Source organism: Ornithinimicrobium cavernae (assembly GCF_003121625.1).
GTDB classification, from domain to species: Bacteria; Actinomycetota; Actinomycetes; order Actinomycetales; family Dermatophilaceae; genus Ornithinicoccus; species Ornithinicoccus cavernae.
This window is the reverse complement of the sequence record NZ_QDDJ01000001.1, coordinates 1-14,879: the sequence shown is the minus strand read 5'-3', so window position 1 is coordinate 14,879 and position 14,879 is coordinate 1. Positions and strand designations below refer to the sequence as shown.

At 72.1% G+C, this 14,879-nt stretch carries 14 protein-coding genes and 1 tRNA gene; 12 read left to right on the top strand and 3 right to left on the bottom strand.

Annotation, left to right across the window (positions count from 1 at the left end; all coding sequences use genetic code 11):
- The first annotated feature begins 33 nt into the window (after positions 1-33).
- A tRNA-Thr gene (locus DA085_RS00075) sits at positions 34-110 on the top strand.
- A gap of 72 nt (positions 111-182) precedes the next feature.
- Here the strand turns inward: DA085_RS00075 and DA085_RS21085 are convergent.
- The gene (locus DA085_RS21085) at positions 183-1,790 is read right to left on the bottom strand and encodes a DUF3352 domain-containing protein (protein WP_202619049.1); all 1,608 of its coding nucleotides are present in this window, start codon (positions 1,788-1,790) and stop codon (positions 183-185) included.
- 352 nt (positions 1,791-2,142) lie between these two features.
- On the opposite strand from DA085_RS21085, the gene DA085_RS00065 reads away from it, so the two are divergent.
- Positions 2,143-3,717 carry a C40 family peptidase gene (locus tag DA085_RS00065; protein ID WP_109470904.1) on the top strand — a complete coding sequence of 525 codons (1,575 nt, stop codon included), beginning with the start codon at positions 2,143-2,145 and terminating at the stop codon, positions 3,715-3,717.
- Between the two features lie 112 nt (positions 3,718-3,829).
- Here DA085_RS00065 and DA085_RS00060 read toward each other — a convergent pair whose 3' ends face one another.
- Entirely contained in the window at positions 3,830-4,357 is a 528-nt protein-coding gene (locus tag DA085_RS00060; RefSeq protein ID WP_109470903.1) for an inorganic diphosphatase, read from the bottom strand.
- A gap of 98 nt (positions 4,358-4,455) precedes the next feature.
- Between DA085_RS00060 and dacB the strand changes: the two genes are divergently transcribed.
- Complete coding sequence (dacB, locus tag DA085_RS00055; protein ID WP_109470902.1) at positions 4,456-5,898, top strand: D-alanyl-D-alanine carboxypeptidase/D-alanyl-D-alanine endopeptidase; 1,443 nt, start codon at positions 4,456-4,458, stop codon at positions 5,896-5,898.
- Positions 5,899-5,908: 10 nt separating this feature from the next.
- On the opposite strand, the gene DA085_RS00050 is transcribed toward dacB, so the two are convergent.
- Positions 5,909-6,313: a hypothetical protein gene (locus DA085_RS00050; RefSeq protein ID WP_154402034.1), complete on the bottom strand. Its 405-nt coding sequence runs from the start codon at positions 6,311-6,313 to the stop codon at positions 5,909-5,911.
- 128 nt (positions 6,314-6,441) lie between these two features.
- On the opposite strand from DA085_RS00050, the gene DA085_RS00045 reads away from it, so the two are divergent.
- From DA085_RS00045 to DA085_RS20790, 9 genes are all read left to right on the top strand, one after another.
- Positions 6,442-7,557, top strand: a complete 1,116-nt coding sequence (locus DA085_RS00045; RefSeq protein ID WP_109470900.1) for a zinc-dependent metalloprotease — start codon at positions 6,442-6,444, stop codon at positions 7,555-7,557.
- Between the two features lie 7 nt (positions 7,558-7,564).
- A complete protein-coding gene (gene tilS, locus DA085_RS00040) occupies positions 7,565-8,563 on the top strand; it encodes a tRNA lysidine(34) synthetase TilS (protein WP_109470899.1) in 999 nt (332 codons plus the stop codon).
- 37 nt (positions 8,564-8,600) lie between these two features.
- Positions 8,601-9,152, top strand: coding sequence for a hypoxanthine phosphoribosyltransferase (gene hpt / locus DA085_RS00035; RefSeq protein WP_109470898.1), 552 nt, complete (start codon positions 8,601-8,603; stop codon positions 9,150-9,152).
- A 140-nt stretch (positions 9,153-9,292) separates the two neighbouring features.
- The gene (gene ftsH, locus DA085_RS00030; RefSeq protein ID WP_237565224.1) at positions 9,293-11,314 is read left to right on the top strand and encodes an ATP-dependent zinc metalloprotease FtsH; all 2,022 of its coding nucleotides are present in this window, start codon (positions 9,293-9,295) and stop codon (positions 11,312-11,314) included.
- A complete protein-coding gene (folE, locus tag DA085_RS00025) occupies positions 11,304-11,885 on the top strand; it encodes a GTP cyclohydrolase I FolE (RefSeq protein WP_237565223.1) in 582 nt (193 codons plus the stop codon). The genes ftsH and folE overlap by 11 nt, the downstream gene beginning before the upstream one ends.
- Positions 11,886-11,926: 41 nt before the next feature.
- Entirely contained in the window at positions 11,927-12,793 is an 867-nt protein-coding gene (gene folP, locus DA085_RS00020; RefSeq protein ID WP_474100123.1) for a dihydropteroate synthase, read from the top strand.
- Positions 12,790-13,671, top strand: a complete 882-nt coding sequence (gene folK, locus DA085_RS00015) for a 2-amino-4-hydroxy-6-hydroxymethyldihydropteridine diphosphokinase (protein ID WP_109470895.1) — start codon at positions 12,790-12,792, stop codon at positions 13,669-13,671. The genes folP and folK overlap by 4 nt, the downstream gene beginning before the upstream one ends.
- Positions 13,664-14,188 carry a DUF3180 family protein gene (locus tag DA085_RS00010; RefSeq protein WP_161958357.1) on the top strand — a complete coding sequence of 175 codons (525 nt, stop codon included), beginning with the start codon at positions 13,664-13,666 and terminating at the stop codon, positions 14,186-14,188. Before folK ends, DA085_RS00010 begins: the two co-directional genes overlap by 8 nt.
- Positions 14,189-14,445: 257 nt before the next feature.
- Positions 14,446-14,879, top strand: a 434-nt coding sequence (locus DA085_RS20790) for a hypothetical protein (RefSeq protein ID WP_202619048.1), incomplete at its 3' end; no start/stop codon positions are given.

Sequence of the window (14,879 nt, the reverse complement as noted above, 5' to 3'; positions counted from 1 at the left end):
TTATCCTCCCTGGGCACCCTTTGCGGGGTGCGCGCCGCCTTAGCTCAGTCGGCTAGAGCGATTCACTCGTAATGAATAGGTCATCGGTTCGATTCCGATAGGCGGCTCCAGCACAGCAGAAGGCCCACCGGGACTGCTCCGGGTGGGCCTTCTGCGTGTGGCGTCTCAGGCGACGCGGCCGGTCACTCGTCGGCCACGAGGCGGAGGGTGAACTCGCCGTTGCCGTCGGCGTCGGTGGTGGCGCTGTAGCCCACCGCGGCCAGCAGCTCGAGGGACTCGCGGGTCTGCGCGTCGGGGATCTCCGTGAGGTAGAGGTCCTCGAAGGTGTTCACGTTGACGTAGAACACGGAGTGCGCGTCGTCCGCACCGGGCACCGCCGCCTTGAACGTCCGGTGGCTGCCCAGGGATCCGCCCTCGGCGACCGCGTCGACATAGGGCTTGCTGACACCCACCGTGAGGACGCCGTCGTCGGAGCGCTTCGCGAGGAGCTGCTCGATCTCCTGCCCGCCGCTCATCGCGAGCACGCGGGACAGCAGGTCCTCGGCCGCCGCCGTGTCGGTCTCGGTGCGGTAGGCGACCTCCCAGGCCTCGAAGTTCTCGACGTCGTCCTGCAGGTCCAGGATGCCGGGGCCGACGGACACGCTCAGGCTGGAGCCCAGCAGCGTCTGCACGTCGTCCGGGAGGGTGAAGCCGGCCTCGGAGGCCTGGGCCTCCGCCTCGGCGAAGTCCTCCGGGAACTGCTCCTTGAGCAGCTCGTAGGCCTGGGCGACGTACTGGTCACCGTGCTCGAGGCTGAGGGCCGCGACGGTGTCCTCCGGCAGGTCCAGGACCACGTGGCCGCTGTCGCCACCCTCGATGCCGAAGTCCTCGTGCCCACGCGACACTCCCTGGACCTCGATGGCGTCCTCGGAGAAGCGCAGGGCCGCGGCGAAGCGACCGGTCGCGGCCTGCTCAGCGAGCCGGCTCGTGCCGGCCATGCTGCCGAGAGCACCTGACGGGTCCAGGTCCGCGGCACTGTCGAGCGACTGCTCGGCCAGCGGGCTGTCGGCCAGGGTGGCCAGCGGCTCGGCGTCCACCCAGCCTGCCATCACGCCCTCGTCGCCGAGGGCCGCCATGTCGCCGCTGAAGGTCTCCTTGTCGGCCAGGCTGCCGCTCTCGGTCATCCCCTGGAGGGCGCCGACCGCGTCGGTCGTGGTCAGCACGGCGTAGTCACCGTGGAAGTACCAGTCGAGGCCCTCGGCCGCGTCGCCACCCGAGGCGTTGGTCGCCTCCTGCAGCTTGCTCAACCCCTCGTTGGCGGCCTCCTCGTCCTTGACCTGGAGCGCGATGCCGACGTAGGGCTCGTCGCTGCCGTTCGGCACGACGCCCAGGCCGAGACGGTCACCGAGCCACGGCTCGATGTCCTCGGCGTAGTCGATCGCGGCGAACGCCTCTTCCTCCTCCGCCATCCACTCGAAGGCTTTCGCGCGGATGTCCCCGTCACGGAGGGTCTCCAGCACCTCCTCGTCGAGCCCCTGGAAGAACCGCACAGCCGCGATCTTCTCCCCGACGCTGGGGTTGATGTCGAGCTGGAGATAGGCGGCCGTCTCCTGCGGGAGCGCGCTGGAGGGCTGGTCACCGCCACCGCCGAGCATGCGCGTCGCGGCCCATGCGCCACCGCCGATGACCAGGGCCGCGACCACCGCCAGTGCGATCAGCAGGGCCGGTCGGCTCTTGCTCTGGGTGGGCGGTTCGTAGGTATAGGTCGAACTCTGGCTTCCGTCAAAGGTGCCAGCAGGTGGTGCGGTCATTGACTCTCCCCCTTGGGTGTGGTGGTCGGGCCCGTCGGCCCACGGCAGCCGATAGGACGGACCCTTCGGGGCTAACGATACCGCTCCCACACCCATCGTTATCAGATCGTTATCGGGTGATCGAAGCTCCCGGAGAGGGCGCCGCCACAGGTGAGAAGACCTGCTGAAAGACAGCGGTGTGATTATCGAACGGGAGGGGCTGGAGCGACCGGTGTGATCGTTGATACCACTGTGACCAGCGTAAATGCATGTGACTGGAGTTTCCTTTGTGGCTGATTGGCCCTACTGTCATGTCCGGTCGCACAGCCTGTTGCCCCATGGTGCGGTCCCCTGAATCGGAAGTGAGTGTGTTGTGGCTCTCCCCGGACGCCGCCCCCGTTACGGCGCGCTACTGACCGGCGCGTTTCTCATCGCCTCGGCCCTGCCTGCCGCGGCCGAGGACTACGTCCCCTCCGAGGAGGAGGTGCGGGCGGCGCAGCAGGTGGTCGTGAACACCGCGGGCCGGGTCGCCGAGCTGGACTCCCTGATGCTCGGGTACACCGAGCGGCTGCGCTCCGCCCAGCAGGCGGCCGAGATCGCGGCGGAGGACTCGGCGCTGGCGACCTACGAGGCGGACACCGCGGCCGCCGAGGCCGAGCGCCTGGCGGACGAGGCTGCCGCGGCCGGGGCCGAGGCCCAGGCCGCCAACCAGGTGCTGGGGCGGCACGCCGCCGAGGCCTACAAGTCGGGTGGCCTGACGACCCTGGAGCTGTTGCTGTCGGACGGGCCGGAGAACCTCATCGACCGGGCGGGTGCGCTGGAGGTCGTGGGGAAGATCCGGGCACGCGACCTGAACGACGCCTCGCGCGCCTCGGGGGTCGCCGAGGCGCTCGAGCGCGAGGCGGCCCTGGCCTCCGCACAGTCGGAGGCTGCAGCCATCCGCGCGGCGGACGCCGAGCAGGTCGCGACCGAGGCACTCCAGACGGCCGAGACCCAGAGCGCCCAGCTGGCCGCCGAGCGCGAGGCGACGGTCCTGGAGCTCGCGCGGCTGCGTGAGGTCTCCCTCGAGACGGAGCGGGCGCGTCAGACCCACCTGCAGGAGGAGGCCGACCGGTTGGCCGCCGAGGCCGAGCAGCGCCGGGTCGAGGAGCTGCTGGCCCAGGAGCGGGCCGAGGAGGAGCGGGCAGCCGAGGAGGAGCAGGCGACGGAGGACTCTCCCGAGCCCACGACGGAGCCGCAGCCCACCCCGGAGCCGGAGCCGCAACCGACCCCGGAGCCGCAGCCCACCCCGGAGCCGACCCCGCCCGCCCCGACCCCGGCTCCCGAGCCGAGCCCGACACCGACTCCGACCCCCGCTCCGGAGCCGAGCCCGACACCGACTCCGGAACCGGAGCCCGAGCCGAGCCCCACCCCGAAGCCGTCGCCGACCCCGACCCCGACTCCGACTCCCGTGCCGGAACCGGAGCCCGAGCCGAGCCCGACGCCGACCCCACCGCCGGCGCCCTCGCCGACACCCACACCGACGCCGCCCCCGGCTCCCGAACCGCCGCCCGCACCCGCGCCCGGGCCGGCACCCGGCACGGAGACCGCGATCTCCTACGCCCACAAGCAGCTCGGCAAGCCCTACGTGTGGGCCGCCGACGGTCCGGACGGGTTCGACTGCTCGGGCCTGACCAAGGCGTCCTGGCGGGAGGCCGGTGTCTACCTCACCCACTCCAGCCGGGTGCAGTACCAGCAGACCGCCAAGGTCCCGGTCAGCGAGGCGCAGCGCGGCGACCTGTTGTTCTACAGCTACGACGGCACGCCGTCTGGCATCTTCCACGTCGGCATCTACCTGGGCGACGGCCAGGTCATCCACGCGCTGCGCGACTGGTCGAGCTGGGACGGCACGAAGATCACCGGGATGTACTACGCCACGGGCCTGCTGCCCTACGCCGGTCGCCCCTGACCCGACCGCACGGGCCGCCGCGCGGGAGGTCTCAGCCGGCCCCTCGGCATACCGTCACACAGCAGTCAGCCCCCGTCACCACACTGGCGACGGGGGCTGATCGCTGCTCGGGTCAGTGCGCCTGGTTGCCCGGGCCCGCCCAGCGGGCCGTCGTCAGCCCGGCGTCCTTGGCGCGCTGCACGGACTCGTGGTACGTCTGCTCGGCCTCGGCGCGGCCCGCCCAGTGGGCACCCTCGACGGACTTGCCGGGCTCCAGGTCCTTGTAGACCTCGAAGAAGTGCTGGATCTCCAGCCGGGTGTGGTCGCCGATGTGCTCCAGCTCCCGGATGTTCGACTTGCGCGGGTCGTCCGCCGGCACGCAGATGATCTTGTCGTCACCGCCGGCCTCGTCGCGCATGTGGAACATGCCGATCGGACGGGCGGCGACCAGGCAACCGGGCCAGGTCGGCTCGTCGAGCAGCACCAGGGCGTCCAGCGGGTCGCCGTCCTCACCGAGCGTGTCCTCGATGTAGCCGTAGTCCGCCGGGTAGCGGGTGGCGGTGAACAACATCCGGTCGAGCCGGATGCGACCCGTTGCGTGGTCCACCTCGTACTTGTTGCGGCTTCCCTGCGGGATCTCGATGGTCACGTCGAAATGCATGAGGTCAACCCTTCATGGTCGGAACGGATCGGAGGTTCAGTGTTTACTCTTCAGGGAAGAGTTTCGTACACGAACGCGATTTCGGGAAAGCAGGGCTCATGCTCGGACGGCACCGTGCCGCAGCCGCGCTGCTGTCGGTCGGCCTCGTCCTGCCCTCGGCAGCAGCGTATGCCGCACCGCTGGGTGACGACGCGGAGGGCCCCGCCGGCGACGCCTCCGGGGTGGTGGTCGCCCAGGCGGAGGTGCGTCCCCAGGTGGCGCCCGCTCCGGCGCCGGTGCTGCAGCCGGTCACCAGTGGACTGGCGGTGGACCCCGGGGCCGTGCGCGCCGCGATCGGTGACGACGTCGACAGCGAGTGGCTGGGGAAGGCCACGCACATCGGTGTGACCGTGCGCGACGTCACGAGCGGTGAGGTGCTCGTCAACGGCAACGTCGAGCGCCCGCTGACCCCGGCCTCGACGACCAAGCTCCTCGCGGCCGCCGCCATCGTCACGTCCCTGCCCCTGGACGAGCCCTTCCGCACGAGGGTGGTGGCCGGTGCCGAGCCCGACCAGATCGTCCTGGTCGCGGGCGGGGACATGATGCTCGCGGCTGGTGCGGGGGACCCGGATCTCGTCGAGGGGCACGCCGGGCTCGGGGACCTGGCTGACCAGACCGCGCGGGCGCTGCGGGAGCAGGGCCTCGGCGTGGACGGGCAGCAGGTCCGGCTCCGGCTGGACACGACCTACGCGGCCGGTCCGATCCGTCCGCAGGGGTGGAGCGACTACTGGCTGAACGAGGGCTACACCGGGCCCATCACCATGCTGGGGCTGGTCGAGCACCGCGCGGTGCCCTACGACCCGGCGCCGCGGGACCCGGCCCAGGAGACCGCCATGGCGTTCCGCCGGGCGCTCACCGAGCGGGGGATCGACGTGGGCGGTGGCCCCGAGACCGAGGTGCCGCGCGAGGTCGCCCCGGCGGAGGCCGCTGTCCTGGCGGAGGTCGACTCGGCCCCGGCCCGCGACGTCCTGTCCGAGGCCATGTCCAGCAGCGACAACGCCATGGTCGAGCAGCTCGCCCGGCAGGCCGCGGTGGCCGACGGCGTCAGCGCCGACCCGGCCGCCGTCCGGGACTGGGTGGTGGAGCAGGTCGGGACCGCCTACGGCATCGACATGACCGGCGTCCGGCTCTCCGACGTGTCCGGTCTCTCGGACGGCTCGCAGATCCCGGTCCGGGTGCTGGGTGACCTGCTCGTCAGCGGCGCCGACGGGAGCCACCCCGACCTGCAGCAGGTCCTCGGGGAGCTGCCGATCGCGGGCTACACGGGCACGCTGTGGGACCGTTTCCACCTGGACAGGCACGCCCCGGCGGTGGGTGTCGCCCGCGCCAAGACCGGGTCCCTGCCGACGGTCACCTCGTTGGCGGGGCTCGTCGTCACCCGGGACGGCCGGTTGCTGGCCTACGCGATCATCGCCGACGCCGTCGGCCGGGACGGGGCGTTCCTGGAGGCCCGGTCGGTCGTCGACACCATCGTGGCCGAGCTCGCTGCCTGCGGCTGCTGACCGGCCGGCGTCAGTCCTGGCCCACGTTCCTCGGCGGCTGGTGGCCCTGGGCGATCGCCCCGCTCACGTCACGGATGGCCTGACCGCTCTGTCGCCAGCTGCCGGCCTGCTCCTCCCAGAAGGGCTCCCAGCCGCGTCGGGCCTCGATCGTCCAGTGCTGGCCGAACAGCATCCGCCCCAGGATCGCGAAGGGCAGCACCACGAGCAGCGCCAGGAACTCCAGCCCGGCGATGAGGGCGAGCAGCAGGATCGGCAGGCAGACGATCAGGATGATGACCGTGAGCACCATGCTGACCGGGTCGTCGCCGTGCGGCAGGCTCGGCATGAGCTCCCAGGCCCCCTTGAGCCTGCGCCGCCACGGCACCCACCGGCGCGTCACCCGCCACGTCTGTCCCCTCGGATCCGTCACCTTCACGCGCAGCACGGTATCCGGACGGCCGGGACCGGTGCGCCGTCGTCCACAGGAGGTGTGTCCGCCGCCGGTCTGCCACGTGGGGGTGCTGCCGATGCGGTCCCGGCGGGCTCCGCCGTTAGGTTGGCCGTATGACGGAGCACCAGCTGAGCGAGGCCGGCACCGGGAGCGGGACTGACCTGGAGGACGCCCGGCCGGGCGCCGACTACGTGGACTGGGAGTTCGCGGCCGCCGCCGGGCGGCGGATGGCGCCCGCCGGGCCGCGCGTCGGGCGCGCCCAGATCGAGCACCTGGTCGGCCAGCTGCGTGAGGCGACCGGGCGGGCGGTCGAGCCGGTCTCGGCGACCAGCGGGCTGCACGTGCCCGAGGGCGCACCGGCCCCGCTGGTGGTGGACCGCGGCGGCTGGATCCAGGCGAACGCGACCTCGATGCGCGCCATGCTGGCGCCGGTGCTGGACGAGGTGGTGGCCCGGCGCCGCAAGGACGCCAGGACGCCGTCGGAGAGCGCGGCGCGCTTTGGTGGCCGGGTCACCGGCACCGAGGTCGCCGGGATGCTGGCGTGGATGAGCACCAAGGTGCTCGGGCAGTACGACCTGGCGCCGGGCAGCACCCCGCGTCTGCTGCTGGTCGCCCCGAACATCCTCGCCGTGGAGCGCGACCTCGGCGTCGACCCGGGCGACTTCCGGCTCTGGGTGTGCCTGCACGAGGAGACGCACCGGGTGCAGTTCACCGCGGTGCCGTGGCTGCGCCAGCACGTCCTCGACGCCGCGCGTGAGCTGGGCACCCAGTTGGTCCCCGAGTCCGACCAGCTGGGTCAGCGGGTCCAGGAGATCGTTGCCGCCCTGCCCGGCGTGATCCGCGGCGAGACCGACATCACGCAGGTGCTGGCCACGCCCGAGCAGCGCGAGCGCCTGGCCGAGGTGACCGCCGTCATGTCGCTGCTGGAGGGGCACGCGGACGTGATCATGGATGACGTCGGTCCCTCCGTGATCCCGACCGTCGCGACGATCCGCCGGCGCTTCCAGGAGCGGCGCAAGGGCTCCGGCTCGGTGGACCGCGTGCTGCGGCGCCTGCTCGGTCTGGACGCCAAGATGGCGCAGTACCGCGACGGTGCCGTGTTCGTGCGGACGGTCACCGACGAGGTGGGCAGGGACGGGTTCAACCGGGTGTGGGAGTCACCGCAGACCCTCCCGCGCGCCGCCGAGATCGCCGACCCGGCAGCCTGGGTGCGCCGGGTCCACGGCTGACCCTCCCGTGGCCGGCCCCGCCCCGGACGTCGCCGCCACCCGCGTGGCGGTCCGCCGGAGCCTGACCTCTCTCGGGCTGGCCGGGAGTCCGGTCCTGGTCGCCTGTTCGGGCGGAGCCGACTCCCTGGCCCTGGCGGCGGCCGCCGGCTTCGTGGTGCCGCGGGCCGGGGGAACGGTCGGTGCGGTCGTCGTCGATCACGGGCTCCAGGCGGGCACGGCGGCGGTCGCGGAGGCGGCGGCCGCACAGTGCCGGACCCTGGGGCTCGCGCCGGTGGAGGTGGTCCGTGTCCGGGTGGAGACCACCCGGGAGGGGCCGGAGTCCGCGGCCCGCGACGCCCGCCACACGGCCCTGACCGACGCGGCCGAGCGGGTCGGTGCGGCGGCGGTCCTGCTCGGGCACACCCGCGACGACCAGGCCGAGCAGGTGCTGCTGGGGCTGGCGCGCGGCTCCGGCACCCGCTCGCTGGCGGGGATGCCCCCCGCACGGCCGGCCCGCCCGGGGTCAGCGGTGCGGCTCGTGCGTCCCTTCCTGTCCGTCCCGCGGGCGGCGACGGAGGGCACGTGCCGGGAGCTCGGGCTGACACCCTGGTCCGACCCGCACAACGACGACGAGGGGTTCACCCGGGTGCGGGCCCGCAAGATCCTGCCGGTCCTGGAGCGTGAGCTGGGGCCTGGCGTCGCTGCTGCCCTGGCCCGCACCGCGGACCTGCTCCGCGACGACGCCGAGGCACTCGACGCCGCCGCCCACACGGCATACGGCCGGCTGGGGGACCCACCCTGGCCGGTGAGCGGGCTGGTGGGCCTGCCCGCCGCCGTCCGGCGGAGGGTATGGCGCGAGCTGGCGCTGGCGGCCGGCTCACCGTCGGGGGCCCTCACCGGTGAGCACCTGCGAGGCGTCGACTCGCTCGTCACCCACTGGCGGGGGCAGGGTCCGGTCGACCTCCCCGGAGGGCTGCGGATCCACCGACGAGGTGACCTGGTGACGCTGCTCGACCGCAACCCATAGGGTGAGGACGCCCAGACCCCCGAGCACAGGAGAAGACGTGGACGCCGAGCACATGGGTGCCGACCTGGAGACGGTGCTGCTCACCGAGGAGCAGATCCAGACGCGCCTGGCGGAGCTGGCCGCCGACATCTGGGCGGACTACCAGGACAAGGACGTGCTCCTGGTGGGCGTGCTCAAGGGCGCCGTCGTGGTGATGTCCGACCTGATGCGCGCCCTGCCCGGCACCGCCGAGATGGACTGGATGGCCGTGTCGTCCTACGGCTCGGGCACCAAGTCCTCAGGTGTCGTGCGGATCCTGAAGGACCTCGACACCGACATCACCAACCGGCACGTGCTGATCGTCGAGGACATCATCGACTCCGGCCTCACCCTGAGCTGGATCCGCTCGAACCTGATCTCCCGCAGCCCCGCCTCGGTCGAGATCTGCACGCTGCTGCGCAAGCCCGAGGCGGCCAAGGTGGAGATCGACGTGCGCTATGTCGGCTTCGACATCCCCAACGCCTTCGTGGTGGGTTACGGGCTGGACTTCGCCGAGAAGTACCGCAACCTGCGGGACGTCGGGACCCTCGCGCCGCACGTCTACTCCTGAGGCCCGCGCGGACCTGGGAGCAGGTTGGACGGCGGCTACCGCACGTTCTTCTGGAACACTAGGAGGAGCTGGCGCGTTGGTCGCACCAGACAACAGCTTTGAACGAGCAGGAGGACCGGGGCTCACCGCCCCGACAGTTGATGAGCAGACAGCGCACCCGCGGCCCCTGGATGTGGATCCTGATGATCCTCGGTCTGGGCATCCTGTGGTACACCCTGATGATGCCCAGCGCCTATGAGCGCATCGACACGTCCGAGGCCCTGGAACTGATCCGGGACGACAAGGTCGCCGAGGCCACGCTGACGCCGGACCGGGTCGACATGGTGCTCAAGGAGGGGCAGACCTTCAGCAACGACGAGGTCGAGGACGCCTCGCGTGTCCAGGCCTTCTATGTCCCCTCCCGCGGCGACATGATGGTGCAGGAGCTCGAGGCGCACCCGCCGAGCGAGTCGATGACCGACGACCCGGAGCAGGCCAACTGGTTCACCTCCCTGCTCATGACGGTCATCCCGCTGCTGCTCATCCTGGGGCTGTTCCTGTTCCTGATGACCCGTATGCAGGGTGGTGGCCGCGGTGTCATGCAGTTCGGCAAGTCCAAGGCCAAGCTGGCCTCCAAGGACATGCCGAAGGTCACCTTCGCCGACGTGGCCGGCGCCGACGAGGCCGTCGAGGAGCTGCACGAGATCAAGGAGTTCCTCGCCGAGCCCCGCAAGTTCCTCGAGGTCGGCGCCAAGATCCCCAAGGGTGTGCTGCTCTACGGCCCGCCCGGCACGGGCAAGACCCTGCTGGCCCGCGCTGTCGCCGGCGAGGCCGGCGTGCCGTTCTACACGATCTCCGGCTCGGACTTCGTCGAGATGTTCGTCGGTGTCGGTGCCTCACGTGTCCGTGACCTGTTCAAGGAGGCCAAGGAGAACGCCCCGGCGATCATCTTCGTCGACGAGATCGACGCCGTCGGGCGACACCGCGGTGCCGGCCTGGGCGGTGGCCACGACGAGCGGGAGCAGACCCTCAACCAGCTGCTCGTCGAGATGGACGGCTTCGACGCCCACGCCAACGTGATCCTCATCGCGGCCACGAACCGGCCCGACATCCTGGACCCGGCGCTGCTGCGTCCGGGCCGCTTCGACCGCCAGATCGCGGTCGAGGCACCGGACATGCTCGGCCGCCTGCACATCCTGCAGGTGCACGGCAAGGGCAAGCCGATGTCACCCAGCGTCGACCTGATGGCCGTGGCCCGGCGCACCCCCGGGTTCTCCGGTGCCGACCTGGCCAACGTGCTCAACGAGGCCGCCCTGCTCACCGCGCGCCGCAACGAGACCGTCATCGAGGACCACCACCTCGACGAGGCGATCGACCGTGTCATGGCCGGTCCGCAGAAGCGCAGCCGGATGATGAGCGCCAAGGAGAAGAAGATCACGGCCTACCACGAGGGCGGGCACGCGCTGGTGGCGGCGGCGATGCGCAACACCGACCCCGTCAGCAAGGTCACGATCCTGCCGCGTGGACGGGCCCTGGGCTACACGATGGTGCTGCCGGCCGACGACAAGTACTCCACGACCCGCAACGAGCTGCTCGACCAGCTGGCCTACGCCCTCGGCGGCCGCGTCGCCGAGGAGATGGTCTTCCACGACCCGACGACGGGCGCCTCCAACGACATCGAGAAGGCCACGGGCCTGGCCCGCAAGATGGTCACCGAGTTCGGGATGAGCGAGCGGATCGGTGCCGTCAAGCTGGGCTCGAGCGGCGGCGAGGTCTTCCTCGGCCGCGACATGGGCCACGAGCGGGACTACTCCGAGGACCTCGCCGGTGTCGTCGACCAGGAGGTGCGTCGCCTGATCGAGGCCGCGCACGACGAGGCCTGGCACGCCCTCAACGACAACCGGCACATCCTGGACCGGCTGGTCCTGGAGCTCCTCGAGAAGGAGACGCTCAACGCCCCCGCGCTCGCGGAGCTCTTCGCCGACGTGCACCAGCGGCCCGAGCGACCGGTGTGGCTGAGCAGCGACCACCGCGGGGTCCACACCTCCGGCCCGGTCCTCACCGAGGCCGAGCAGCGCGCCATGGCCAACGGCCACCACCCGGACGACAACGGCCAGGAGCACCCGCCGGCCAAGGTGATCGAGGTGCCCGAGGGCGGACACGTCGACGGTGGTGACTACTGAGGTGGACCACGCCCGGATCGAGGCGGCGGTCCGGGAGATCCTGATCGCCGTCGGGGAGGACCCCGACCGGGAGGGCCTCCGCGAGACGCCCGCGCGCGTGGCGCGCTCCTACGCGGAGGTCTTCGCCGGGCTGGCCCAGGACCCCGAGGCGGCGCTGTCCACGACGTTCGACGTCGCGCACGACGAGATGGTCCTGGTGCGCGACATCGCGCTCTACAGCACCTGCGAGCACCACCTGGTGCCGTTCCACGGGGTCGCGCACGTCGGCTACATCCCGGGTGCCGACGGCCGCGTCACCGGCCTGTCCAAGCTCGGGCGTCTGGTCGAGGTGTATGCCCGCCGGCCCCAGGTGCAGGAGCGGCTGACCACCCAGATCGCCGAGGCCATGGTGGCGCACCTGCGGCCGCGGGGCGTCATCGTGGTCATCGAGGCCGAGCACCTGTGTATGTCGATGCGCGGGGTCCGCAAGCCGGGCGCCACCACGATCACCTCCGCGGTCCGGGGACAGCTCACGGACCCGGCGACGCGCGCCGAGGCGATGAGCCTGATCCTGGCCGACCGGGGGCGGTGACCCCGACGGTGTCGCCGGCAGCACGGGGTGACCAGCGGCCGGTGGACCGTCCGCTGATCATGGGTGTGGTCAACGTGACCCCCGACTCCTTCAGCGACGGCGGCCGGTGGTTCGAGCCGGCCGCGGCCATCGAGCACGGGGTGCTCCTCCTGGAGCAGGGGGCCGATCTGCTCGACATCGGTGGAGAGTCCACCCGTCCCGGGGCGGAGCGACCCTCTGTGGAAGAGGAGCTGGACCGGGTCCTCCCCGTCGTCCGCGAGCTGGCGGGCCAGGGCGCCCGGATCTCGGTCGACACCATGCGGTCCCGGGTCGCTGCCGAGGCGCTCGAGGCCGGTGCGCAGCTGATCAACGACGTGTCCGGGGGCCTCGCTGACCCGCAGATGGCCACGTTGGCCGCGGCGAGCGGCGCACCCTTCGTGGCGATGCACTGGCGTGCCCACTCCGACCGGATGGACCGCGAGGCGCGCTACGACGACGTCGTGACAGACGTGATCTCCGAGCTGGAGCACCGCGTCGCCGGCCTGGTGGCCGCCGGGGTGGAGCGGGAGGCGATCATCCTCGACCCCGGGTTCGGGTTCAGCAAGGACGCCGACCACAACTGGCAGCTGCTCGCAGGTCTCGCGCAGGTGATCGACCTGGGCTACCCCGTGCTGGTCGGCACCTCCCGCAAGAGGTTCCTCGGGCGTCTCGACCCCGACGCGGGCCTGGACGTCGAGCCGACCCCACCGGCCTCGCGCGACTCCGCGACTGCCGCGACCAGCCTGCTCGCCGCGCAGGCTGGCGCCTGGGCCGTCCGTGTTCACGACGTGCCCAGCACACGCGACGCCCTGGCGGTCTGGCACCGCGTCCGTGTGGCGGCCGGGGACGCCGCGGGTGCACGAGGTCCGCGCGACGGGAAGACCACATGACCGGCCCCCGCACTCCGGACCGGATCGCCCTCACTGGTGTGACGGCATACGGCTATCACGGTGTCCTCGACAGTGAGAAGGCCGACGGGCAGGAGTTCTCCGTCGACCTGGTGCTCGAGGTCGACCTGTCCCGCGCCGCGGCCACGGACGACCTGGCGCACACCGTCAACTATGCCGAGGTCGCCGCGGATGTCGTTGCCATCCTGGAGGGCCCCTCACAGGACCTGATCGAGACCGTCGCCGGGCAGATCGCCGCGGCCGTGCTCAACCGACCGCTCGTCGAGGCCGTCGAGGTCACGCTGCACAAGCCGCACGCCCCGGTCGGGGTGCCGTTCCGCGACGTGACCGTGCACGTGCGCCGGGAGCGGGACGTGCCCGTCGTCATCGCGCTCGGCGCCAATCTCGGCGCCGACCCGGCCGACACCCTGCAGCAGGCGGCGGAGCGGCTCCGCCGCGTGCCCGGGCTCAGCGATCTCGTCCTCTCGCCACTGTTCGAGACGGACCCGGTGGGCGGTCCCGACCAGCCGGTCTACACCAACGCGGTTGTCCTCGCGCGCACGTCGCTCGCACCGTGGCGGTTGCTGCACGCCCTCCACGCCGTGGAGGAACAGTTCGGGCGGACCCGGGACGTCCGGTGGGGCGCCCGGACCCTCGACCTCGACCTGATCCAGGTCGGGGTGCCGGGCGAGGCGTCCGAGGCGGTCAGTGACGAGCCTGAGCTGACTCTGCCGCACCCCCGGGCCCACGAGCGCGGCTTCGTCCTGTCGCCCTGGCACGCAGTCGACGCGGACGCCGTGCTGCGCGTGGGTGAGCAGCTGCTCCCCGTTGCCGAGCTGCTGCCCGGCGTGGCTGACCAGGGGGTGCGCCGTCGTGGGTGATCAGGGGGGTGTGCGAGCCTCGGCGGTGGCACTGGTCGCCCTCGCCTCGACCATCGTGTGCCTGTTGCTGCTGCGCGGCTGGCGGGCACTGGGCAACGGGCTGCCCGACGTGCCCTGGATCGCGGTCGGTCCGTTGGTCCTGCTCATCGTGCTGGTGCTGATCAGCGGGTGGCAGGTGCGGCGCTACGCGCGCTACCGCCGCCGGGAGGGCACGTCGGTCGGTGCACCGAGCCCGGTCTCTCCGCAGCGGGCGCGCGGCACCCTGGTCGGGGCTCAGGCCGCCGCGCTCGGGGGTGGCGCGCTGGTGGGGTGGTACCTGGCGATCGCGCTCCTCCAGGTGCCCAACGCCGATGTCGCCTCGGTGCGGGCGATGGCCATCCGAGCCACTGTCTGCGCAGCCGTGGCGCTGCTCCTCGCGCTCGCCGGCCTGCTGGCCCAGCACTGGTGCCGACTGCCACCCGGTGAGAACGGCGACGATGATAACGAGCCGCCCCGCGGTGTCTCCTATGTCTCCTGACAAGCGCGGCGTCTGTTCGGTGTTCTGAGTCGCACGGCGTCTGCTGGGTCTCCCGAGCAACGACCTCGCACAGACTGGTTGTAGCGACGCTCCGCCTGTCCACCGGCGGGCGCCGCCGCCCGTCCCCGGGCCGCCGCCCGTCCTCGGCCCGCTGCCCGTCCTCGGGCCGCCGCCCGCCCCGGTCTTCTGCCCAGCCTCCTGGGATCGGTGTTTGTGCTGGTCAGGGCTTTGTCGGTGGTGGGTGGTTGAGTGTGGGTATGAGGCAGGCGGGCGCGGGGGTGGTGGTCGGGGGCGGGGCTCTTGACCACGACGAGGGTGCGTCGGGGGTGGGGGTGGATGTGTTGCCGGGGCCGTTGACCGAGGCGGGGTTCGCGGCGATGATGGCCGCGTCCGCGGCGTCCGCGGCGGTGGTGTCGTCGCCGGTGTGGGGGGATCTGGGGCCGGTCGAGGAGTTGATGGGGCCGGCGGAGTGGGACGCTCTGGTGGAGGTGGATGAGGTCCTGGCCGGGCGGGAGGGCCCGGGGTCGGTCGCGCAGGAGCTGGCTGACGGGTTGGGCTCGGCGGCGCGGGGGTTGGGTCGGGTGGTCGGGGTCGGCCCGGCCGAGCTGGTCGGGGTGTTCGATGCGGGTGTGGTGGAGGGCCTGGAGGCGGTGGGCCGGTTGCGGTCGCAGGTGGAGGCGGTCGGGTTCGC